Here is a 21,424-nt window from a genome sequence, read left to right as displayed (position 1 = left end):
ACCTGTACCAGACAATTGCACTGAACCTTCACCGATGCCGGTGACTCGAAACCACACGTACAGCCCAGCCAATCACGGAGATAACCATGGCCAGAAAAACAGCACAGACCGCTCAGGAAATATTGATGGCGGATTTCCAAACCCTGGTCAGCGACACCGAAAAGTTGCTGGATGACACCGCGATCCTCGCCGGCGACCAGGCAGATGAGCTGCGCAGCAAAATCCATGAAAGCCTGCTCAAGGCCCGTGAAACCCTGCAACTGACCGAAGACTCCCTGCGCGAACGCGGCCAGGCGGCAGTCACCGCCACCGAAGATTATGTGCAGGCCAACCCCTGGCAGTCGGTGGGCATTGCCGCCGGCGTGGGCTTTCTGATCGGCCTGCTGGCTACAAGGCGCTAACCATTATGTCTATCGGCGAAAACGGCTCGTCCACGGGCGCAAGTTCTACCTCACGACGCCTGGGCGCAGCCGTTCTAGGCTTGCTGCACAGCCACGTCGAACTGTTCGGCATCGAATTGCAGGAACAGAAGGCACGCACCGTCAGCCTGCTGCTGTTTGCTGGCCTGGCGCTGGTGTTTGCCCTGCTGTTGCTGGTGGGTTTGTCGACGTTGGTGATGATCCTGGTCTGGGACACCGGCTACCGTCTCACCGGGATCATCTGCCTCTGCGTGTTCTACAGCCTGGCCGCCGCGTTCTGCGGAGTGCGCCTGAAAGCGGCGGTGTTCGATGAGTCCACGCCCTTCCATGCCACCCTCGAAGAGCTGGCCAATGACCGGGAGCGCCTGCTGCCATGAGCATGACTGAAATACCCCATACCACCTCCCGCCGGGAAATGCGCAAGGCATTGATCCGCCTGCGCATGGAAATGCACCGCCAGGAAATCCGCCACGAATCCCAGCAACTGATGATGCCGCTGCACAAAATGCGCGACATGCGGCATAACTGGCAGGACAGCCTGGGCATCAAGCACGCGCCGCTGTGGGGCGTGGCGGCGGTGACGCTGATGGGCTTCCTGACCGGCAAGGGTGCCAAAGGCGGCAGTATCAGCAGCCTGACGCGCCTGGTGCGGCTCGGCGCCGGTTTGATCCCGCTGATCAAATTGGCCATGGCGGGCGCTTCGCGTAAAGGTTGAACCCTGCTGGCTGCATTCTTGCAGACAGAATCGGCCCGGACTTCGTTGATCGAAGGCCGGGCTTTTTTCGCCACCTCGCTTAAGGAGGCCCCGTGATCGACGGGCAACCGCTCGCCTGCTTCCAGCCGTTTATCGATACCGCCACCGGGCGCATTGCCGGCGTCGAAGCCCTGGGCCGTCTGCGCCAGGCTGACGGCCGCCTGCAGTCCGTGGGCCCGCTGTTCGCCGACCCGCGTACACCCGGCGTGTCGTTGCGGCGCCTGGACAGGCAGATCCGCGATAACGCGCTGAGCCGCCTGCATGAAGCCCCTGACGACTGGTTCCTCAGCCTGAACATCTCCCCGCGCTGGATCAACCGCCTGCGCCCGGGCCAGGTGCTGCCCAGCCTGAAGCAAATCGACAGCCATGGCGTCGACCCGCGGCGCATCGTGTTCGAGATCACTGAATTGGGCGGTAACATCCAGCGCCTGGCGGACGTGGTGGCACGCTATCGCGAGGCCGGCGCGCGCATCGCGATCGATGACTTTGGTGCCGGCTACTCGCAGCTCGACCGGGTGCTGGCATTGCAGCCAGACATTCTCAAGCTGGACATGCGCCTGTTCCAGGAAGCGGCCCGGGGTGGCCCGAGCAGTGAGGTGGTACGGGCACTGGCGCAAATGGCGGAAAAAACCGGCTGCTGGATCATCGCCGAAGGCGTGGAAACCGAGGCCCAGTTGAGCTTCGCCCTGGAATGCGGTTCGCGTTATGTGCAGGGCTATCTGTTTGCCCAGGCGCAGTTGGACTGGTTCGCCGCCGATGCCTTCGTGCCACGCTTTGCCCAGCTGCGCGCCGCGTACGTGCAGCAGAAACTGATGGAACGCGGGCATATCATGCAACGGCGCCAGCAATTGGCCGAACTAATGAAAATCCTGCAAACCTGGGCCCAGGGCCAGGCGCCGCTGAGCCAATTGCCGCGACTACCGGACTTCCCCTGGCTGCTGCGCTTTTACCAGTGCGACCGGCATGGCACACAACTGACGCCCAACTTCGAATGGCGCCAGGACGCCTGGCAAGCCGACAGCCGCTACCTGGGCCATAACTGGTCATGGCGCCCGTATTTCTATCACTTACTGGCCGAAGGCTGGGAAGAACGGCGCCTGACCTTATCTTCGACCTACCGCGACGCGACCACCAACCAGTATTGCCTCACCGCCGGACAATTCTTCGAGAACGGTCAGCGCTTGCTGTTAATCGATATCGACGCAGCCGGCCTGTAGATTTTCGCTTGCCCCGCCAGGGCGGAACCGGGAAGCTGGGAGGGTCATTCACCGTACGGAGAGTACCCGCCTTGGATTGGCCCACCCTGCTTACCCGCGAACGCCTTGGAAAACCCCTGCATAGCCCGGAAGAGCTCGGCCGCAGCCCGTTTCACAAAGACCATGACCGCATTATCTTCTCTGGCGCGTTTCGTCGGCTGGGCCGCAAGACCCAGGTGCACCCGGTATCCAGCAACGATCATATCCATACCCGCCTGACCCATTCCCTGGAAGTCAGCTGCGTGGGCCGCTCCCTCGGCATGCGCGTCGGCGAAACCCTGCGCGGCGCCCTGCCCGACTGGTGCGACCCGAGCGACCTGGGCATGGTGGTGCAATCGGCCTGCCTGGCCCATGACATCGGTAACCCGCCGTTCGGTCACTCCGGCGAAGACGCCATCCGCCACTGGTTCCAGCAGGCGGCCGGGCGTGGCTGGCTGGATGACATGAGCAAGGCCGAGCGCAATGACTTCCTCAATTTCGAAGGCAACGCCCAGGGTTTCCGGGTGCTGACCCAACTGGAATACCACCAGTTCGACGGCGGTACACGGCTGACCTACGCCACCCTGGGCACCTACCTGAAGTACCCCTGGACCGCGCGCCACGCCGACTCCCTGGGCTACAAGAAACACAAGTTCGGCTGCTACCAGAGCGAACTGCCAATCCTCGAACAGATCGCCAATAAGCTCGGCCTGCCGCAACTTGAGGAGCAGCGCTGGGCCCGTCACCCGCTGGTCTATCTGATGGAGGCGGCGGATGACATCTGCTACGCCTTGATCGACCTGGAAGACGGCCTGGAGATGGCACTGCTGGAATACGCTGAGGTCGAGTCGTTGCTGCTTGATCTGGTGGGCGACGACCTGCCGCAGACCTATCGCCAACTGGGCGCGCAGGACTCGCGCCGCCGCAAGCTGGCGATCCTGCGCGGCAAGGCCATCGAGCACCTGACCAATGCGGCGGCCCGCGCCTTCGTCGAACAGCAGGATGCCTTGCTGGCCGGCGCCCTGCCTGGCGACCTGGTGGAACACATGCACGGCCCGGCCAAGCGCTGTGTGCTGGATGCCAAAGACATGGCGCGCAAGAAAATCTTCCAGGACAAGCGCAAGACCCTGCACGAGATCGGCGCCTATACCACCCTCGAAATTCTCCTGAATGCCTTCTGCGGCGCGGCCCTGGAGCAGCATGGCGGCCGCACCCCCTCTTTCAAGAACCGTCGCATTCTCGACCTGCTGGGCAACAATGCACCCGACCCCGCGTGGCCGCTGCACGCATCGTTCCTGCGCATGATCGACTTTATCGCAGGCATGACCGACAGCTACGCCACCGAGATGGCGCGGGAAATGACCGGGCGCTCCAGCCCTCAGTAACACCATTGATCAAGCCGCCTGCTCGCTGAAGAGAATCGACCTACGAAGGGAACAGAGCGGCCTGATCGAATTCGCACAAATACTCGGAGAATAATCGCGCACGCTCCGGGCAAATCTGGCGACCTGTTCCTACCTGCCCCCCATCGACGCTTGACTCATCGTGTGCCTTCTATGCCCAGTTACCCCCTTCGCATCCTGTTGGTGGAGGACCACCCCTTTCAACTGCTCGCCACCCAATGTCTGCTCAGGAGCTTTGGCTTCGAACAGTTGACCCCTGCCGAAAACGCCGAACAGGCAATCCGTTTAATGACGCTGAGCGAAAGCCCCTTCGACATCCTGTTGTGCGACCAATGCCTGCCTGACCTGCCGGGGCTGGAATTGATTGAAATCGCCAGCCGTCGAGGCTTTATCACAACGGCCATCCTCCTCAGCGGGCTACCCGTGGCAGAACTGTGCACCCTTCAAACCCTGGCCCTGAAGCGCGATCTGCCATTGCTCGGATATTTACCCAAGCCTTTAAACAAAGATGAACTGGACCGTTTAATTCACCTGCAAACACAACTCTAACTGTAGGAAACTAAACGTATCGGTCCGTCGAAAAGTTTACGCCTGCCCACTGCACCGCCCCTCGCACCGCGATTTAGTCCATTCGGCCGTATAACGCTTACATGGCGTTTCACTACGCCTTGGCACCCGGTAGGTCTTTACCTTTTTTAATGTAGGAACTTTCCTGTTTTATATTCGCCCCCCCTCGACTTCATGCTCCTCCACCCGCTTCTGAGCTAATGTGCCGCCTTTATTTGCACTTGTATGGAATGTGATCATGAACACAGTTTTTATTATTGATGACCACCCGGTTATAAGACTTGCCATCCGAATGTTGCTGGAGCATGAAGGTTACAAAGTAGTAGGCGAAACGGATAACGGTTGCGACGCCATACAAATGGTCCGCGAATGCCTGCCAGACCTGATCATCCTGGATATCAGCATCCCGAAACTCGATGGCCTCGAAGTGCTATGCCGGTTCAACGCCATGAATACCTCGATGAAAACGCTGGTGCTGACGGCCCAATCCCCCACCCTCTTCGCCACTCGCTGCATGCGTTCCGGTGCCGATGGCTATGTGTGCAAGGAAGGTGACCTGAGCGAACTGCTGAGTGCCATTCGGGCGGTTTTATCCGGTTATAACTACTTCCCCAGCCAGGCCTTGAGCGCCGGCGGCGTGGATTCCAAGGAGCTCGAACTGTTCAAGTCAGTTAACGACCGTGAGTTGATGGTATTGCAACTTTTTGCACAAGGCCGCACTAACAAGGAGATCGCCAAAGGCATGTTCTTGAGTAATAAAACAGTAAGCACTTACAAAAAGAGGCTGATGCAAAAACTTCAAGCCAAATCCTTGGTAGAACTTATCGAGATGGCAAAACGAAACGCGCTAGTGTGAGAAAGCGGATGCCCAGGCATATAAAGGATTATCTGATTATATTAAGTGCCGGGTTGTGCTTCAGCACCGCAGTGCCCGCAGACCTTCAAACGGGCCCGGAAAATTTCACCCTACTGAGTCGCGCACGCCCCGTACAACTGGAACTCTCGCTGAACAAGGCCCAACGTCAGTGGCTGCAGAACAAGCGCGAATTGGTGTTGGGCACTGCCTCACCTGACTATCCTCCGTTTGACCTCACCTCAAGCGGGCGTGACTACGAAGGACTCACCGCTGACTACGCCGGCCTGCTGGCCAAGGCACTGGCCTTGCCGGTAAAGGTAGTGCGCTATCCCACCCGAGAGGCCGCCATCCGCGCCCTCGAAACAGGGCATATCGATCTGCTGGGCTCCTCCAATGGCTTCGAAGCGGCCAACCCCAACCTGACCCTGTCGGAGCCGTATGCCGTCGATCAACCGGTACTGGTTACGCGCGAGGGGGAAACCCGCAGCCTGAGTGATGGCCTGGCGGGGATGCGCCTGGCCCTGGTCTACCACTACCTGCCCATGGACGAAGTGGAAAAGCTCTACCCCAAGGCGATCATTCGTACCTATCCCTCGTATCAAAATGCCTTGAATGCGGTGGCATTCGATCAGGCCGACGTGTTTCTCGGCGATACCATCTCCACCCATTACATGATCAACAAGGGATACTTGAAAAACGTCCGCATGGCCAACTTCGGTAAACATGAAGCCTATGGCTTCAGCTTTGCCATGCTCCAGCACCAGCATACTTTGTCGAGCCTCGTCGACGCCGTGCTGATGGCCGTGCCCACCAATGAACGGGACGCCATCACCAAGCGCTGGAGCGCCGGCAGCGATATACTGCTGACCGACCAGAAATTGCAACTGACAGCGCGCGAAGAGCGTTGGCTCAGAGACAACCCGGTGGTCAAGGTGGTGGTCAACGAAACCTTCGCACCGCTGACATTCTTTGATGCCGATGGCAACTTCCGCGGTATCACCGCCGACTTGCTGGAGCTGATTCGCCTGCGCACCGGCTTACGCTTTCAGATCCAGCGCGAGCGGGATGTGAATAAGATGATCGAACAAGTCGAGGCTGGTAAAGCCGACATCATTGGCGCGATTATCCCCAGCGTCGAGCGAGAAGCCCAACTGGACTTCAGCCGGCCCTACCTGGAAAACTCCTACGTCATGCTGACGCGCAAGGAACAGCAGGCCCCCACCGGGCTTGGGGAGATGGAAGGCAAGCGCCTGGCGGTCACCCAAGGCAGCCCGCTGGCGAGATTCCTGCGCGATAACTTCCCGAAGATCCAACTGGTCGAAACAGGCGATAACTTCAAGGCCACCGAACTGCTGGCGCAAGGTCATGTGGAGGGGGCGGTGAACAGCTTGGTGGTTGCCAACTACTTCCTGTCTTCGCCAATGTTCCAGGACAAGATCCAAATCAGCTTCAGCATTGGCACAAGGCCCGCCACGTTCTCGCTGGCGACTTCACGCAGTACGACCGAACTCAGCTCGATCCTCGACAAGGCCCTGCTCAGCATCGCCCCGGATGAACTAGGGGTGATCAACAGCCGCTGGCGCGGTTACACCGCGGCCTCCGACAGCTACTGGCGCAATTACCATGACCTGATTGCCCGCATCATCATTGGCACCGGGCTGCTGTTGCTGATCTCGCTGACCTGGAACGCCTACATGCGCCGCCAGATCAAACACCGCAAAATGGCCGAGCGCGCCCTCAATGACCAGTTCGAGTTCATGCGCGCGCTGGTCAACGAAACCCCGCACCCCATCTACGTACGTGATCGCATGGGCCTGCTGCAGAGCTGCAACGACAGCTACCTGCAGGTGTTCGACGTCAAGCGCGAAGAGGTGATCGGTAAAAACGCGATGCAGATCAGCACGGCCACGGCCGCGGAGGCGGCGCAATACCATGCCGACTATCAGCGTGTGGTGGCCGAGGGCAACCCGCTGATCCTGGACCGTACCCTGCATATTCGCGGAAAAAAATTGACGATCTACCATTGGATCCTGCCGTACCGCGACTCCATCGGCGAGGTACAGGGCATTATCGGTGGCTGGATCGACATCAGCGAGCGACGCCAATTGTTCGACGAACTTCGCGCGGCCAAGGAGCGCGCCGACGAAGCCAATCGGGCCAAGAGCACGTTCCTCGCCACCATGAGCCATGAGATCCGCACTCCGATGAACGCGGTGATCGGCATGCTGGAGCTGACCCTCAAGCGGGCCGACCAGGGCCATCTCGATCGCCCGGCCATTGAAGTCGCCTACAACTCGGCCAAGGATCTGCTGGAGCTGATCGGCGATATCCTGGACATTGCACGCATTGAGTCCGGCCGCCTGAGCCTGGCGCCGGAGCGCGTCAACCTGCGCGAAGTCATCGAGTCGGTGGTGCGCGTGTTCGACGGCCTGGCACGCCAGAAAACCCTTAGCCTGCTGCTCGAATTCAAGCCCGACCTGGATGACACTGATGTGCTGATCGACCCGCTGCGCTTCAAACAGGTGCTGTCCAACCTGGTCAGCAATGCGATCAAATTCACCGAGCGCGGCGAGGTCAAAATCAAGGTTGAGGTATTACCCACCGACCTGGCGCAACAGGTCGAGATGAGACTGGTGGTGGAAGACACGGGCATCGGCATCAGCCGGGACGACCAGAAGCGTCTGTTCGAGCCTTTTGCCCAGGCCGACAACTCCGGGCAGTTGGCCAGGAGCGGCGCGGGCCTGGGCCTGGTGATCTGCCGCAGCCTGTGCGCAATGATGGGTGGGCAACTGAGCCTGAACAGCGTGCCGATGGTCGGCACTCAAGTGCATGTCAGCCTGAAGATGACGCGCCTGCAAGCGGTGCTGGCCGTGGACGAACTCAAGTCCGAAGCCGCCGCGAGCAACACGGTGCTCAATGTGCTGGTGGTGGACGATCACCCGGCGAACCGCCTATTGATGTGCCAGCAGCTCGGCTACCTGGGCCACCAATACACCGCCGCCCAGAACGGTGCCGCCGGCTTTCAGGCCTGGCATCGGGAGCACTTCGACCTGGTCATCGCCGACTGCAACATGCCCATCATGAATGGCTACGAGTTGAGTCGCTCGATCCGCGAATACGAGCAGCGCGAACACCTGCCCCCCTGTGTGGTACTGGGCTTTACCGCCAATGCCCAACCCGAGGAGAAACAGCGCTGCGCCGAGGCGGGCATGAACGACTGCCTGTTCAAGCCCATCAGCCTCACGGCACTGGAGCGACAACTGGCCAAGATCGGCCCCCAACCCAACAGCCCGGCGCTGGACCTCGGCAACTTCGAAGCCCTTACCGGCGGCGATCCGCATATGACCCGGCGCCTGCTGGAAGAGTTATTGAGCAGCAGCCGTCAGGATCGCCAGGAACTGCTCGCGCTGGTGGCGGCACAGGCGTCGCGCCAGGACATTATCGAACAGGCCCATAAGATCAAGGGCGCAGCGCGCATCGTCCAGGCCCATTCGCTTGCCTCGCAGTGCGAAGCCCTGGAGCAGGCCTGCGCCCGCAGTGAAAGCGATCAACAGATCGAAGCCGGCGTGAAAGCCCTGGAAAAACTGATGCTGGAGCTGGAGAGGATGCTGCAAGTGCAGCTCCAGGAGCTGGCCGCCCCGTAAGGAACGGGGCTGGCCTTGCCCCACCCTTGGTTCAACAGTCCGTCAGGCGCAGGAAAATCGCCGCCAGCTGTTCGATGCCGGCCTGGTCACCTGGGGTAAAGCGCGCCAGCGACGGGCTGTCGAGGTCGAGGACGCCAATCAATTGGCCGTTCTTGACCAGCGGCACCACCAGCTCACTGTTGGATGCGCTGTCACAGGCAATATGCCCGGGGAATGCGTGCACATCCTCGACTCGCTGGGTTTGCCGCGACGCCGCGGCCGCACCGCACACGCCGCGGCCGAACGGAATGCGCACACAGGCGATCTGGCCTTGGAATGGGCCCAGTACCAGCTCTTCATTGCGATTGAGGTAGAAGCCGGCCCAGTTCAAGTCGTCCAGCTGGTTGAACAGGAAGGCGGAAAACTGTGCGCTGTTGGCAATGAAGTCGCGTTCATCGGCCAACAGCGACTCCAGCTGTGCGCACAGCATGGCGTAGCCATCCAGGCCAGTGCCCGCCTGTTGCAAATCGATCATGGTTGACGCTCCAGCAATTTGAGACCTACCCAGTAACGGGCAAATTGGTACGCGCAACGGCCATTGCGGTTGCCGCGCCCGGTCGCCCAGCGCACGGCGAGAATGTCGAGTGCTTCATCACGCTGCCACTGCAAGCCGGCCTTGTCGGCCAGTTCGCCGATCCAGTGCGCCACCACCTCCAGGAAGTGCTCCTGGGTGAACGGGTAGAACGACAGCCACAGGCCAAAGCGGTCGGACAGGGCAATCTTGTCTTCCACCGCTTCGCTGGGGTGCAGTTCGCCATCCACGCGCTTCCAGTTGTCGTTGTCGCTCTGGTTTTCCGGCACCAGGTGGCGGCGGTTCGACGTGGCATACAACAGCACGTTTTCCGGCGCCTGCTCCAGGGAACCGTCCAGCACGCTCTTGAGTACGCGGTAGTCGCCTTCGCCCGCCTCGAACGACAGGTCGTCACAAAACAGGATGAAGCGCTGCGGCAGTTTGAGCAGTTGCTCGACCACGCGCGGCAGGTCGGCCAGGTGGTCGCGCTCGATTTCGATCAGGCGTAAACCGGCCTTGGCGTGCTGGGCCAGCAAGGCACGCACCATGGACGATTTACCGGTGCCACGCGACCCCCACAGCAAGGCATGATTGGCGGGCAGGCCATCGATAAACTGTTGGGTGTTGCGCGCCAGTGTTTCGCGTTGCTTGTCCACGCCGATCAGGTCGGACAGGCGCATGTCCAGGCTCACCTCCAGCGGCAACAGATAGCCGCTGCGGCCTTCGCGCTGCCAACGGGCCGCGAGGCACTGGTTCCAGTCGATGGCCTGGCGTGGCGCGGGCAACAATGGCTCCAGGCGGGCGAGCACTGCGTCGGCGCGCTCAAGAAAGGCATTCAATCGAGAATCCACGATTATTCCTCTGGCAAGTTCTTGCAAAAGATGGCGTATTGGCAACCCTGCGGCAGACCACACGAGGCTGCATATAAAACGATTCATGCCGGGCAGGTCAGAGCCTGTGGATGTTCAGCTATGCTTGCCGGGCGAAGGGAAACGTGAAGTGGTTCAACACTCGATGGATATCAAGTTCGCCCACCGCTTGTCTTACAAACAAGCCAGATTGACTGTGCTGGTCGGTTTTGTCTTGGGAACCCTGCTCAGCTTGATCCAAATCGGCATTGATTATGCCAGCGAAGATGCATCCATCAACCGTGAAATTCGCTCGTTGATTGAAATCAGCCATAACCCCGCCTCACGCATCGCCTACAACATCGATGCGGAACTGGCCCAGGAACTGGCTCTGGGTCTGCTGCACTCCCCCGCCATCATTCATGCGCAGTTGATCGACAATAACGGCGTGGTGCTGGCCGATGTCGACCGCCCACGCAAAGAAAGCACCTATCGGCCCCTGAGTGACTTCATGTTTGGCGCCAATCGCCAGTTCGAAGACCGCCTGTTCCTGAGCCATATGCCCAGCGAATCCCTCGGTGTGCTGCGCCTTGACGTCGACACCTACGCCTTCGGCAGCCGTTTCCTGCGTCGTGCCGAGATCACCCTGCTTAACGGTTTCGTCCGCAGCCTGCTGCTGACCGGCATCCTGCTGGGCCTGTTCTACGTGATGCTGACCCAGCCGCTGGTGCGCATTATTCGTGAGCTGAGCACGCGCAAACAGGCGCGCGTGGACTGCCCGCCGGGGCACGAACACGATGAAATCGGTGTGCTGGTCAACGTCGCCAACCAGCAATTCGAGAACATGCAGACCGAAATCCAGCAACGTCGTCACGCCGAAGACCGACTGACTGAATACTTGGGGCAACTGGAGGATATCGTCTCGGCGCGCACCCTTGAGCTCAAGGCCAGCAACCAGCGCTTGAGCCAGTCCAATGATGAGCTGGAGGCCGCGAAGATGACCGCGTTGGGCATGGCTCAGGCACGGGCGGCGTTCCTGGCCAACATGAGCCACGAAATCCGCACGCCGCTCAATGGTTTGCTGGGCATGATTGCGCTGTCGCTGGACAGCCCGCTGAACGCCGAGCAGCGCCAGCAGCTATCCATTGCCCATGACTCCGGCAAAGTGCTGGTGGAGTTGCTCAACGATATCCTCGACCTGTCCAAGTTCGATGCCGGCCAGTTGGAACTGGAGCACATTCCGTTCGACCTGGGCTCGCTGGTGGAAGACACCGCCAACCTGCTGTCACAGAACGCCGCGCCGAGTGTCGAGCTGACGTGCCTGGTCGACCCGCTGTTTCCGGCCCAGGTGCTGGGAGACCCGACGCGGGTGCGGCAGATCGTCAGCAACCTGCTGTCCAACGCCTTGAAGTTCACCCGTTTCGGTCGTGTAGACGCGCGCCTCAGCACGCGTGACGGTCAAGTCAGTATCGCCGTGTGCGACACCGGGATCGGTATTGCCCAGGAAGCGCAAGCCAGGATCTTCCAACCGTTCACCCAGGCCGGCGCCGGGATCACCCGCCAGTTTGGCGGCACGGGGCTGGGCCTGGCGTTAACCCGCAACCTGTGCGAAGCGATGCACGGCCGCTTGAGTATCAGTTCGCAGGTGGGTTTTGGCAGCCAGTTCTGCGCCGAGCTGCCGCTGCCAAGCCACCTGCCTGCATCCCAACCACCGCCATTGGCGGGCGACGTGATTGTCATCACCCACCACAGCAGCGGCCTGCAAGAATTGCTCACCACCCTGCTGCCCCACTGGGGCCTCAAGCCTCGTTGCTACACCATCGATGACGACTTCAGCGGGCAAAAACCCGACCTGTTGATCACCGACTGCCCGGAGTGCCTGTTCCGCCTGCGCCCGGGCCTTACCGCGCCGATCCTGCTGGTCACCGCCTACGGCAGCTTCATGCCCAGCGAAGAAGTGGCGGCCCTGGCGCCATTGCAGCAACAGGCACGCCCTCTGAGCCGCAACGCGCTGTATCAGATATTGCAACGCAACTTGCGCAGCGACGCGCAACCGGTGCTTGATCCTATCCAGCTGGATACCGCCCCTCTTGCGCACCGGGCGCGCATCCTGCTGGTCGAGGACAACCCCGTCAACCAACTGGTGGCCAAGGGCATGCTCAGCAAGCTGGGCTGTGAAGTGGTGGTGGCCGCACATGGTGGCGAAGCACTCAAATGCCTCGAAGAACAACACTTCGACATGGTGCTGATGGACTGCAACATGCCAGTGATGGACGGCTACGAGGCCAGCCGGCAGATCCGCCGCAGCGGGCGCTGGCCAGACCTGCCGATTGTCGCCTTGACCGCCAACGCCCTGTCCGAAGAACGCGAGCGGTGCCGTGCGGCAGGGATGAACGATTACCTGGCCAAGCCATTTCGTCGCGAAGAGCTCAATGCCTTGCTGGAGCTGTGGGTGCCGAAGACGACACCTCTTTGATCTGCCGGAGCAACTGGTCCAGCCCGTCGCGCAGGGCGTGCGCCTGGTTCAGGTCGATGCCGCTGTCGCACAACAGCCGTTCCTTCAACCCCTGGGTCCGCTCGCGCAACCGCACACCGGCGTCGCTCAGGCTCAGGTGCACTTCCCGCTCATCCTCGGCGCTACGCTGGCGCCTGACCAGCGACAGCTGTTCCAGGCGTTTGAGCAGTGGCGTCAATGTGCCCGAATCGAGCATCAGGCGCTCGCCCAAAGCCTTGACCGTGGGTTGCGCCGGCGTTGCCGTGTGCCATTCCCACAGCACCAGCATGACCAGGTATTGCGGGTAGGTCAGGCCCAGTTGGTCCAGCATCGGCTTGTAGGCACGGGTCACCGCCCGTGAAGCGGCGTAGAGCTTGAAACACAACTGGTGGTCCAGGGCGAGTGAGACGGCGGGCAGGTCGGTCATTTGAGCAAGGCTTCGATCTCTTGGGTCAGGTCCTGCGGCTTGGTCGTCGGGCCGAAGCGCTTGACCACCTGGCCGTCGCGGCCGATGAGGAACTTGGTGAAGTTCCACTTGATACCCTTGGAGCCCAGCAGTCCCGGTGCCCGTTTTTTCAAGTGCACGAACAAGGGGTGGGCATCGCTGCCGTTGACGTCGATCTTCTTGAACAGTGGGAAGCTGACGCCGAAATTCAGTTCGCAGAATTCGGAGATCGTCCCCTCGTCACCGGGCTCCTGCTTGCCGAACTGGTTGCAGGGGAAGCCGAGCACCACCAGGCCCTGATCCTTGTACTGCTGCCAGAGTTGTTCCAGGCCCTTGTACTGCGGGGTGAACCCGCATTTGCTGGCGGTATTGACCACCAGCACGGCCTTGCCGGCGAAATCGGCCAAGGTCTTTTGCTCACCCTTGATGGTGGTGCAAGGGATGCTCAGCAGGTTGTCACTCATGGCAGTGCCTCGATAAGGGGGGAACGAAGCCGAAACATAGCGACCGATTCAATTGCGTGCAATTGAATTGAGCAGACTGATACCTCGCCATACATCGCCCCCGCACGCTGCCAGGGGCGATAACGGCCTAGCGCTCCTTCAAGTCCAGGCACACCGAGTTGATGCAGTAACGCAGGCCGGTGGGCGGTGGACCGTCCGGAAACACATGCCCCAGGTGCGCGTCGCATTTGGCACAGGTGACCTCGGTGCGGATCATGCCGTGGCTGACGTCACGGATCTCGATCATCGCGCTGTCGGCGATCGGCTCGTAGAAGCTGGGCCAGCCGCAGCCCGAGTCAAACTTGGCGGTGGAATCGAACAGCGGCTCATTGCAGCAAATGCAGTGGTACACGCCGTCGGTCTTGGTGTCGTTGTACTTGCCGCTGAAGGGTCGCTCGGTGCCCTTCAGCCGGCATACGTTGTATTGCGCTGGATCGAGCATGGCTTTCCATTCATCAACGGTTTTCTGCACTTTTTCCATCGGTACACCTCGGCAACTGAAAAACCCTGATCTGTGTCTTTTCCATGGATCAGGTGGCACGTATGATTGCGCCTCTTCGATACGCCAGTCTGGCACCCGCGCTACCGGCATTCAAACGTATTTATGGGTGCGGGCCTCGCAGTATTCACAGTACGGTAGTGCCCATGCCGTCTGGATCGTTCATTTTCAGGATCACATCGCCATGCAGGTCAGCAAATCGAACAAGCTCGCCAACGTCTGCTACGACATTCGCGGCCCGGTGCTCAAGCACGCCAAGCGCCTGGAAGAGGAAGGCCATCGCATCCTCAAGCTGAACATCGGCAACCCGGCGCCCTTTGGTTTCGAAGCGCCGGATGAAATCCTCCAGGACGTGATCCGCAACCTGCCCACCGCCCAGGGCTACAGCGATTCCAAGGGCCTGTTCAGCGCGCGCAAGGCGGTGATGCAGTACTACCAGCAGAAGCAGGTGGAAGGTGTAGGCATTGAAGACATCTACCTGGGCAATGGCGTGTCCGAGCTGATCGTGATGTCCATGCAGGCGCTGCTCAACAACGGCGACGAAGTGCTGGTGCCGGCGCCGGACTACCCATTGTGGACCGCAGCCGTGACCCTGGCCGGCGGCCACCCGGTGCATTACCTGTGCGACGAAGGCGCCGACTGGTTCCCGGACCTGGCCGACATCAAGGCCAAGATCACGCCGAACACCAAGGCGCTGGTGATCATCAACCCGAACAACCCCACGGGCGCGGTCTATTCCAAGGAAGTGTTGCTGGGCATGCTCGAACTGGCGCGCCAGCACAACCTGGTGGTGTTCTCCGACGAGATCTACGACAAGATCCTCTACGACGATGCCGTGCACATCTGCACCGGCTCGCTGGCGCCGGACCTGCTGTGCCTGACCTTCAACGGTTTGTCCAAGTCCTACCGGGTGGCGGGTTTCCGCTCCGGCTGGATCGCCATCTCCGGCCCCAAGCACAACGCCCAGAGCTACATAGAAGGCATCGACATGCTGGCCAACATGCGCCTGTGCGCCAACGTGCCGAGCCAGCATGCCATCCAGACCGCTCTCGGTGGCTACCAGAGCATCAATGACCTGATCTTGCCCCAGGGCCGCCTGCTGGAACAGCGCAACCGCACCTGGGAACTGCTCAACGCGATTCCGGGCGTGAGCTGCGTCAAGCCCATGGGTGCGCTGTACGCCTTCCCGCGGATCGACCCGAAAGTCTGCCCGATCCTCAACGACGAGAAGTTCGTGCTCGACCTGCTGCTGTCGGAAAAACTGCTGGTGGTCCAGGGCACGGCGTTCAACTGGCCGTGGCCGGATCACTTCCGTGTGGTGACCTTGCCGCGTGTGGACGACCTGGATATGGCCATTGGTCGTATCGGCAATTTCCTCAAGTCCTATCGCCAGTAGTGGAAACGGTGCTGTACGACCGGGAGTCGGTCGTACAGCGAGCATCTGGCAACACTTCTCTGCGCTTCACCCTTGCCGTCCCGCTGCTTGCCCCCGATACAACCAGCAGCCCCCTTGTTTACGGGACGGAAAGACCCTTGAAAGGTGCTCGCAGAGGACAGCACATGTCAGAAAATCCTTTCAAGACTCTACATTTATGCTGTAGGACACAGTTTGAAATAGTCGCTCGGTTGAATCACCCCAGGCTGCACCTTATATACCCCGCAGTACGCGACATATTAAGCATGAGGAGAACTCTACAACCATGATGCGCATTCTGCTGTTCTTGGCCACTAACCTGGCGGTCGTGCTGATTGCCAGCATCACCCTGAGCCTTTTCGGCTTTAACGGGTTCATGGCGGCCAACGGGGTTGATCTGAACCTCAATCAGCTGCTGATTTTCTGTGCGGTCTTTGGTTTCGCCGGCTCGCTGTTCTCGCTGTTCATCTCCAAGTGGATGGCGAAGATGAGCACCAGTACCCAGATCATCACGCAACCACGCACTCGCCATGAACAATGGCTGATGCAAACCGTGGAGCAGCTGTCTCGGGAAGCGGGTATCAAAATGCCCGAAGTGGGGATCTTTCCTGCTTACGAGGCCAATGCCTTTGCCACGGGCTGGAACAAGAACGACGCCCTGGTGGCCGTGAGCCAGGGCCTTCTCGAGCGTTTTTCGCCCGATGAAGTCAAGGCGGTACTCGCGCACGAAATCGGCCACGTGGCCAATGGCGACATGGTGACCCTCGCGCTGGTGCAGGGCGTGGTGAACACCTTCGTGATGTTCTTTGCGCGAATCATCGGCAACTTTGTGGACAAGGTGATCTTCAAGAACGAAGAGGGCCGCGGCATCGCCTACTTCGTGGCAACGATCTTTGCAGAGGTGGTGCTGGGTTTCCTGGCGAGTGCAATCGTGATGTGGTTCTCGCGCAAACGGGAGTTCCGCGCGGATGAAGCCGGCGCACGCCTGGCAGGCACCAGCGCAATGATCGGCGCGCTGCAGCGCTTGCGCTCCGAACAGGGCCTGCCGGTGCACATGCCGGACAGCCTGACCGCCTTCGGGATCAACGGCGGCATCAAGCAGGGCCTGGCTCGCATGTTCATGAGCCACCCGCCGCTGGAAGAGCGTATCGACGCGCTGCGTCGTCGCGGCTGACAGCGTTCAGCAAGCTGAAGGGGCGATTGTATCGCCCCTTTTTTTGGCTTATGCGTTATAGGTGCGTGAGTTGGTAGGCGCGCTCTTCCAGGCGCGTGACGCCGTCCTGGGCGAACTTCCCGCTCTCGCCCAGGATGTCCCGCTCTTCGAGTAGCGCCAAGGCCCAGTGCGGCCCCAGCAATACCTTGACCTCGTCGTCCGTTACCGCGAAGGGCGGCCCGGCCTTTTGCACTTGGTCGTAGTCGAGGGTGATCAGCAAGCCCTTGCAGCCCACGCCGAGCAGGTGCCCGAGGTGTTCGGCGTATTGCGCGCGCATCAGCGGCGGCAACGCGATCAACGCAGCGCGATCATAAAGCGCCGTGCAATCGGCCACGGCGTCAGCGCCGAGGGCAAAGAAATCCCCGCACCACACTTCGACCCTATCGGCCCGGTACACCTTGAACGCGCCCTGCTGGCTGATACGCGGCGTCAGGTTCTGCTCACCGAAGAAGGCTTCAACCGCCTGCTCCGACAACTCCACGCCAAGCACGCGATACCCCTGGCTGGCCAGCCACATCAGGTCCAGGCTTTTGCCACACAGCGGCACCAGGACCTTGGCCCCTTCGACCACCGCCAGTCGAGGCCAGTGCCGTTGCAGGCCAGGGTTGACCTCGGGCAAGTGAAAGCCGATCTGATTATCCGCCCAGCGTTTGTGCCAAAAGTCAGGCTCCATGGGTCACCTCCGGAAATTCGATCAAATAGCGCTAAAACTTATATTAGATTTAGATTAATGATCTGATTGAAGATGGGCCCATGTTAACGCTCAGGACCCCACTTATGCTCCCCAGCCTGTTTATTTCCCACGGTTCACCCATGCTCGCCCTGCACCCCGGCGCCAGTGGCCCGGCGCTGCAGCGTTTGGCGGCGCAAATACCACGGCCCAAGGCGATTGTGGTGGTGTCGGCGCACTGGGAAAGCCATGAATTGCTGGTCAGCGGCGGTGCCGCGCCCGACACCTGGCACGACTTTGGCGGCTTCCCCCGCGAGCTGTTTGCCGTGCAGTACCCCGCTCCGGGCGAGCCGCAACTGGCGAGCAAGGTTGTCGAACTGTTACAGGCTGATGGCCTGGCAGCGCGAATCGACGACCAGCGCCCCTTCGACCACGGTACCTGGGTGCCGTTGTCGCTGATGTATCCGGCGGCGGATATCCCGGTGGTGCAGGTTTCCCTGCCCAGCCGCATGGGCCCTGCCCTGCAGACCCGAGTCGGGCATGCCTTGGCGAGCCTGCGCGAACACGGCGTGCTGCTGATCGGCTCCGGCAGCATCACCCATAACCTGGGGGAACTGGACTGGAGCGCCGGGCCCGAGAGCATTGAGCCGTGGGCACGTGACTTCCGCGACTGGATGGTCGATAAACTCGCCGCCAACGATGAGGCTGCGTTACATGACTATCGCCGTCAGGCACCTCACGCCGTGCGCAGCCACCCGAGCGACGAACATCTGTTGCCGCTGTACTTCGCGCGCGGCGCCGGCGGTGAGTTCAGCGTCGCCCACCAGGGCTTCACCATGGGCGCGCTGGGCATGGACATCTACCGCTTCGGCTAACGCCACCTGCCCACGGGCGCCAGGCAAAAAAAATCCCCGAACCAGTCGGGGATTTTTTATGTGCGATCAATCAGCCCAAGGGCGGATCAATCTTCGCGGTAGCGACGCAGCTTCAACTGCTTACCGGCAACGCGCGTGTCTTTCAGCTTGGTCAGCAGTTTTTCCAGACCGTCTTCCGGCAACTCCACCAGGGAGAAGCTGTCACGGACCTGGATACGACCGATCGCTTCGCGTGCCAGGCCACCCTCGTTGAGGATAGCGCCCAACAGGTTCTTGGCCGCGATACCGTCACGCGCGCCCAGCGCGGTACGGCAACGAGCACGACCTTCAGCCAATGGAACCGGAGCACGACGCTCACGATCACCACGGTCTGGACGGTCGCCGGTACGCTCTGGACGATCACCGCGTGGCGCGCTGTTCGGCACCAGTGGACGTTCTTTCTCGATGGCCGCCAGGGTCAGGGCCTGACCGTTGGTGGCTTTGCGCAGCAGGGCTGCGGCAAGAGCACGCGGGGTGCAACCGATATCGGCGGTCAGGCGGTCGAGCAGTTCGCCGTGGGTCGATTCAGCGTCAGCCACCAGGGGTGCCAGGCTGTTGGTCAGTTTCTTGATGCGGGCATCGAGAACGGCCTGGGCATCCGGCAGGCGGACTTCAGCGACTTTCTGGCCGGTTACACGCTCGATCACTTGCAGCATGCGGCGCTCACGCGGAGTCACCAGCAGCAGTGCACGACCTTCGCGACCGGCACGGCCGGTACGGCCGATACGGTGAACGTAGGATTCTGGATCGTAAGGCATGTCAACGTTGAACACGTGGGTGATACGCGGAACGTCGAGGCCACGGGCAGCTACGTCGGTCGCCACAACGATATCCAGACGGCCATCCTTGAGGGAGTCGATGACGCGCTCACGTTGGTTCTGGGCAATGTCACCGTTCAGCGCAGCGGCTTTGTAGCCTTTGGCTTCCAGGGCACTGGCCAGGTCCAGGGTCGCTTGCTTGGTGCGCACGAACATGATCAGGGCGTCGAAATCTTCGACTTCCAGCAGGCTCAATACAGCCGAGGTCTTCTGGTCAGCGTGAACCAACAGGTGAGCCTGTTCGATCGCGGTAACGGTCTGGGTCTTGGTCTGGATCTTCACGTGTTGCGGATCGCGCAAGTGGCGTTCGGCAATGGCACGGATCGACTGTGGCAGGGTGGCCGAGAACAGCACGGTCTGACGGGTCGGAGGCAGTGCCTTGAAGATGACTTCCAGGTCATCCATGAAGCCCAGCTTCAACATTTCGTCAGCTTCGTCCAGAACCAGGTGGTTCACGGTCGACAGGACTTTCTCGTCACGACGCAGGTGGTCGCACAGACGGCCCGGAGTGGCGACAACGATCTGTGCGCCGTTACGGATGGCTTTCAGTTGCGGGCCCATCGGCGCGCCGCCGTAAACGGCCACGACCGTAACGCCTGGCATTTGCTTGGCGTAGGTTTCAAAAGCGGTTGCTACTTGCAGCGCCAACTCACGCGTTGGCGCCAGGATCAGGGCTTGCGGTTCGCGCTTGGCAGGATCGATGCAGTGCAGGATAGGCAAGGCGAACGCGGCGGTTTTACCGGTACCGGTTTGCGCCTGGCCAATCATATCCTGGCCGGCCATGATGATCGGGATCGATTGCTGCTGAATAGCCGAAGGCTCTTCGTAGCCGGTCGCTGCGACGGCTGCAAGAATATTCGGGTTAAGATTAAAAGCGGCGAAGCCGCCGGTTTCCTGGGTCATGGGTCTGCCTCTAAGTGCATCCGCAAAGACCCATGCTCCAAAGCTGCGCATGCCGTGTTGAGACTCAAGAGTCGCCCTGGCTGCTTTGTCGGCGGGGATTTGCGAAAACGAATGAATGAAAAAGATTCGTCAAGGGAGAGTCCGCTGTGCGGACGTGCAGCCGAAGCTGACTTCGGGAAATTGCGCTACCTAAACGCGGCCCGGTTAAAGGCCGGCGCGCACTATACCGGAAATAGCTGAAAAAGGGAGCTTTTTTTATCGCCAGTCGCCGATAAACCGCGCTGTATCACAGTCTTTGCAGAGAACCGCGCCAGGGTCTATTTTTCAGAGGCCCGGCCCTGTTGGTCTTGACGCTTAAACGATTCACTCAACCATCAGGCCCCTTTGGTCTGAAACCCTTCCCGCACTCGAGGGCACACCCGATGAATCAAGCCAGCAGCAGCCGCGTCAGCCGTGAACTTCAGGGCCATGTTCTGCTGTTGGGCCTGGACCGCGTGGCCAAGCGCAATGCCTTCGACCTGGACCTGCTCAATGAACTGAGCCTGGCTTATGGCGAATTTGATCGAAATGACCAGGCGCGGGTGGCGGTGGTTTTCGCGCATGGCGACCACTTCACCGCCGGGCTGGACCTGGCCAACGTCAGCGCGACGATGGCCGGCGGCTGGCAACCGCCGCAGGGGGGTTGCGATCCATGGGGTGTGTTCGCCGGGCCGCGGGTGAGCAAACCGGTAATCGTGGCGGCCCAGGGCTACTGCTTGACCATCGGTATCGAGCTGATGCTGGCTGCGGATATCAATCTCTGCGCGAGCAACACCCGTTTTGCTCAGATGGAAGTGCAGCGTGGGATCTTTCCGTTTGGCGGCGCAACATTGCACTTTCATCAGATTGCCGGCTGGGGCAACGCGATGCGCTGGCTGCTCACCGGCGATGAGTTCGACGCCCACGAAGCCCTGCGCCTGGGGCTGGTACAAGAGGTGATGGCCAGCGAAGACCTGCTGCCGCGCGCCGTCGAACTGGCCAGCCGCATCGCGCGCCAGGCTCCGCTCGGCGTACAGGCCACCTTGATGTCGGCGCGTTTGGCACACATGGAAGGCGAGACGGTGGCGGCCGCCGCGTTGCCGCCGATGGTGGATAAATTGTTTAACAGCGAAGACGCCAGGGAAGGCGTGCGCGCGATGCTTGAAAAGCGGCCGGGGATATTCAAGGGTATTTGAGTTGGCAGTACCAGCCTCTTCGCGAGCAAGCCCGCTCCCACATTGGGAGCGCACTGCAAAG

20 protein-coding genes are annotated in these 21,424 nt (G+C 60.7%); 13 read left to right on the top strand and 7 right to left on the bottom strand.

Going from position 1 to position 21,424, the window contains the following annotated elements:
- Positions 1–86: 86 nt before the first annotated feature.
- The 8 genes from AB4O05_RS13110 (at position 87) to AB4O05_RS13075 (ending at position 8,878) form a co-directional block, all read left to right on the top strand.
- Positions 87–401 carry an ElaB/YgaM/YqjD family protein gene (locus tag AB4O05_RS13110; protein ID WP_032889079.1) on the top strand — a complete coding sequence of 105 codons (315 nt, stop codon included), beginning with the start codon at positions 87–89 and terminating at the stop codon, positions 399–401.
- A gap of 5 nt (positions 402–406) precedes the next feature.
- The gene (locus AB4O05_RS13105) at positions 407–796 is read left to right on the top strand and encodes a phage holin family protein (protein ID WP_181081590.1); all 390 of its coding nucleotides are present in this window, start codon (positions 407–409) and stop codon (positions 794–796) included.
- On the top strand, positions 793–1,134 hold the full coding sequence (locus AB4O05_RS13100) for a hypothetical protein (protein ID WP_460137141.1): 342 nt from the start codon (positions 793–795) through the stop codon (positions 1,132–1,134). Before AB4O05_RS13105 ends, AB4O05_RS13100 begins: the two co-directional genes overlap by 4 nt.
- A gap of 92 nt (positions 1,135–1,226) precedes the next feature.
- Positions 1,227–2,390 carry an EAL domain-containing protein gene (locus AB4O05_RS13095; RefSeq protein ID WP_460137142.1) on the top strand — a complete coding sequence of 388 codons (1,164 nt, stop codon included), beginning with the start codon at positions 1,227–1,229 and terminating at the stop codon, positions 2,388–2,390.
- Between the two features lie 71 nt (positions 2,391–2,461).
- On the top strand, positions 2,462–3,793 hold the full coding sequence (locus AB4O05_RS13090) for a deoxyguanosinetriphosphate triphosphohydrolase (protein WP_460137143.1): 1,332 nt from the start codon (positions 2,462–2,464) through the stop codon (positions 3,791–3,793).
- A gap of 171 nt (positions 3,794–3,964) precedes the next feature.
- Positions 3,965–4,360: a response regulator gene (locus tag AB4O05_RS13085; RefSeq protein ID WP_460137594.1), complete on the top strand. Its 396-nt coding sequence runs from the start codon at positions 3,965–3,967 to the stop codon at positions 4,358–4,360.
- A 256-nt stretch (positions 4,361–4,616) separates the two neighbouring features.
- The gene (locus tag AB4O05_RS13080; protein WP_460137144.1) at positions 4,617–5,234 is read left to right on the top strand and encodes a response regulator; all 618 of its coding nucleotides are present in this window, start codon (positions 4,617–4,619) and stop codon (positions 5,232–5,234) included.
- An 8-nt stretch (positions 5,235–5,242) separates the two neighbouring features.
- Entirely contained in the window at positions 5,243–8,878 is a 3,636-nt protein-coding gene (locus AB4O05_RS13075) for a transporter substrate-binding domain-containing protein (protein WP_460137145.1), read from the top strand.
- Between the two features lie 31 nt (positions 8,879–8,909).
- Here AB4O05_RS13075 and AB4O05_RS13070 read toward each other — a convergent pair whose 3' ends face one another.
- Together AB4O05_RS13070 and AB4O05_RS13065 are read right to left on the bottom strand one after the other, a co-directional pair.
- Positions 8,910–9,392, bottom strand: coding sequence for a GAF domain-containing protein (locus AB4O05_RS13070; protein ID WP_460137146.1), 483 nt, complete (start codon positions 9,390–9,392; stop codon positions 8,910–8,912).
- Positions 9,389–10,279, bottom strand: coding sequence for an ATP-binding protein (locus AB4O05_RS13065; protein ID WP_460137147.1), 891 nt, complete (start codon positions 10,277–10,279; stop codon positions 9,389–9,391). The genes AB4O05_RS13070 and AB4O05_RS13065 overlap by 4 nt, the downstream gene beginning before the upstream one ends.
- Before the next feature lie 163 nt (positions 10,280–10,442).
- Here AB4O05_RS13065 and AB4O05_RS13060 point away from each other — a divergent pair, with 163 nt between their 5' ends.
- Positions 10,443–12,752 (top strand): response regulator, encoded by a 2,310-nt coding sequence (locus AB4O05_RS13060; RefSeq protein WP_460137148.1) that lies wholly within the window; start codon positions 10,443–10,445, stop codon positions 12,750–12,752.
- On the opposite strand, the gene AB4O05_RS13055 is transcribed toward AB4O05_RS13060, so the two are convergent.
- From AB4O05_RS13055 to msrB, 3 genes are all read right to left on the bottom strand, one after another.
- Positions 12,706–13,197, bottom strand: a complete 492-nt coding sequence (locus tag AB4O05_RS13055; RefSeq protein WP_460137149.1) for a MarR family winged helix-turn-helix transcriptional regulator — start codon at positions 13,195–13,197, stop codon at positions 12,706–12,708. The two genes, AB4O05_RS13060 and AB4O05_RS13055, sit on opposite strands and share 47 nt — an antisense overlap.
- The gene (locus AB4O05_RS13050; RefSeq protein ID WP_460137150.1) at positions 13,194–13,679 is read right to left on the bottom strand and encodes a glutathione peroxidase; all 486 of its coding nucleotides are present in this window, start codon (positions 13,677–13,679) and stop codon (positions 13,194–13,196) included. Before AB4O05_RS13050 ends, AB4O05_RS13055 begins: the two co-directional genes overlap by 4 nt.
- A gap of 127 nt (positions 13,680–13,806) precedes the next feature.
- On the bottom strand, positions 13,807–14,199 hold the full coding sequence (msrB, locus tag AB4O05_RS13045; protein ID WP_460137151.1) for a peptide-methionine (R)-S-oxide reductase MsrB: 393 nt from the start codon (positions 14,197–14,199) through the stop codon (positions 13,807–13,809).
- 202 nt (positions 14,200–14,401) lie between these two features.
- On the opposite strand from msrB, the gene AB4O05_RS13040 reads away from it, so the two are divergent.
- The gene (locus tag AB4O05_RS13040) at positions 14,402–15,613 is read left to right on the top strand and encodes a pyridoxal phosphate-dependent aminotransferase (RefSeq protein ID WP_012723006.1); all 1,212 of its coding nucleotides are present in this window, start codon (positions 14,402–14,404) and stop codon (positions 15,611–15,613) included.
- Positions 15,614–15,917: 304 nt separating this feature from the next.
- Complete coding sequence (htpX, locus tag AB4O05_RS13035; protein WP_460137152.1) at positions 15,918–16,805, top strand: protease HtpX; 888 nt, start codon at positions 15,918–15,920, stop codon at positions 16,803–16,805.
- A 55-nt stretch (positions 16,806–16,860) separates the two neighbouring features.
- Here the strand turns inward: htpX and AB4O05_RS13030 are convergent, their stop codons facing one another.
- A complete protein-coding gene (locus AB4O05_RS13030) occupies positions 16,861–17,517 on the bottom strand; it encodes a thiopurine S-methyltransferase (RefSeq protein ID WP_460137153.1) in 657 nt (218 codons plus the stop codon).
- A 104-nt stretch (positions 17,518–17,621) separates the two neighbouring features.
- On the opposite strand from AB4O05_RS13030, the gene AB4O05_RS13025 reads away from it, so the two are divergent.
- The gene (locus AB4O05_RS13025) at positions 17,622–18,389 is read left to right on the top strand and encodes a DODA-type extradiol aromatic ring-opening family dioxygenase (RefSeq protein WP_460137154.1); all 768 of its coding nucleotides are present in this window, start codon (positions 17,622–17,624) and stop codon (positions 18,387–18,389) included.
- 86 nt (positions 18,390–18,475) lie between these two features.
- On the opposite strand, the gene AB4O05_RS13020 is transcribed toward AB4O05_RS13025, so the two are convergent.
- Complete coding sequence (locus AB4O05_RS13020; RefSeq protein ID WP_460137155.1) at positions 18,476–20,149, bottom strand: DEAD/DEAH box helicase; 1,674 nt, start codon at positions 20,147–20,149, stop codon at positions 18,476–18,478.
- A gap of 422 nt (positions 20,150–20,571) precedes the next feature.
- Here AB4O05_RS13020 and AB4O05_RS13015 point away from each other — a divergent pair, with 422 nt between their 5' ends.
- Complete coding sequence (locus tag AB4O05_RS13015) at positions 20,572–21,363, top strand: crotonase/enoyl-CoA hydratase family protein (protein WP_460137156.1); 792 nt, start codon at positions 20,572–20,574, stop codon at positions 21,361–21,363.
- The last annotated feature ends 61 nt before the right edge of the window (positions 21,364–21,424 follow it).

Source organism: Pseudomonas sp. S1_G07 (assembly GCF_054668565.1).
This window is presented reverse-complemented; position numbering and strand designations above follow the sequence as displayed.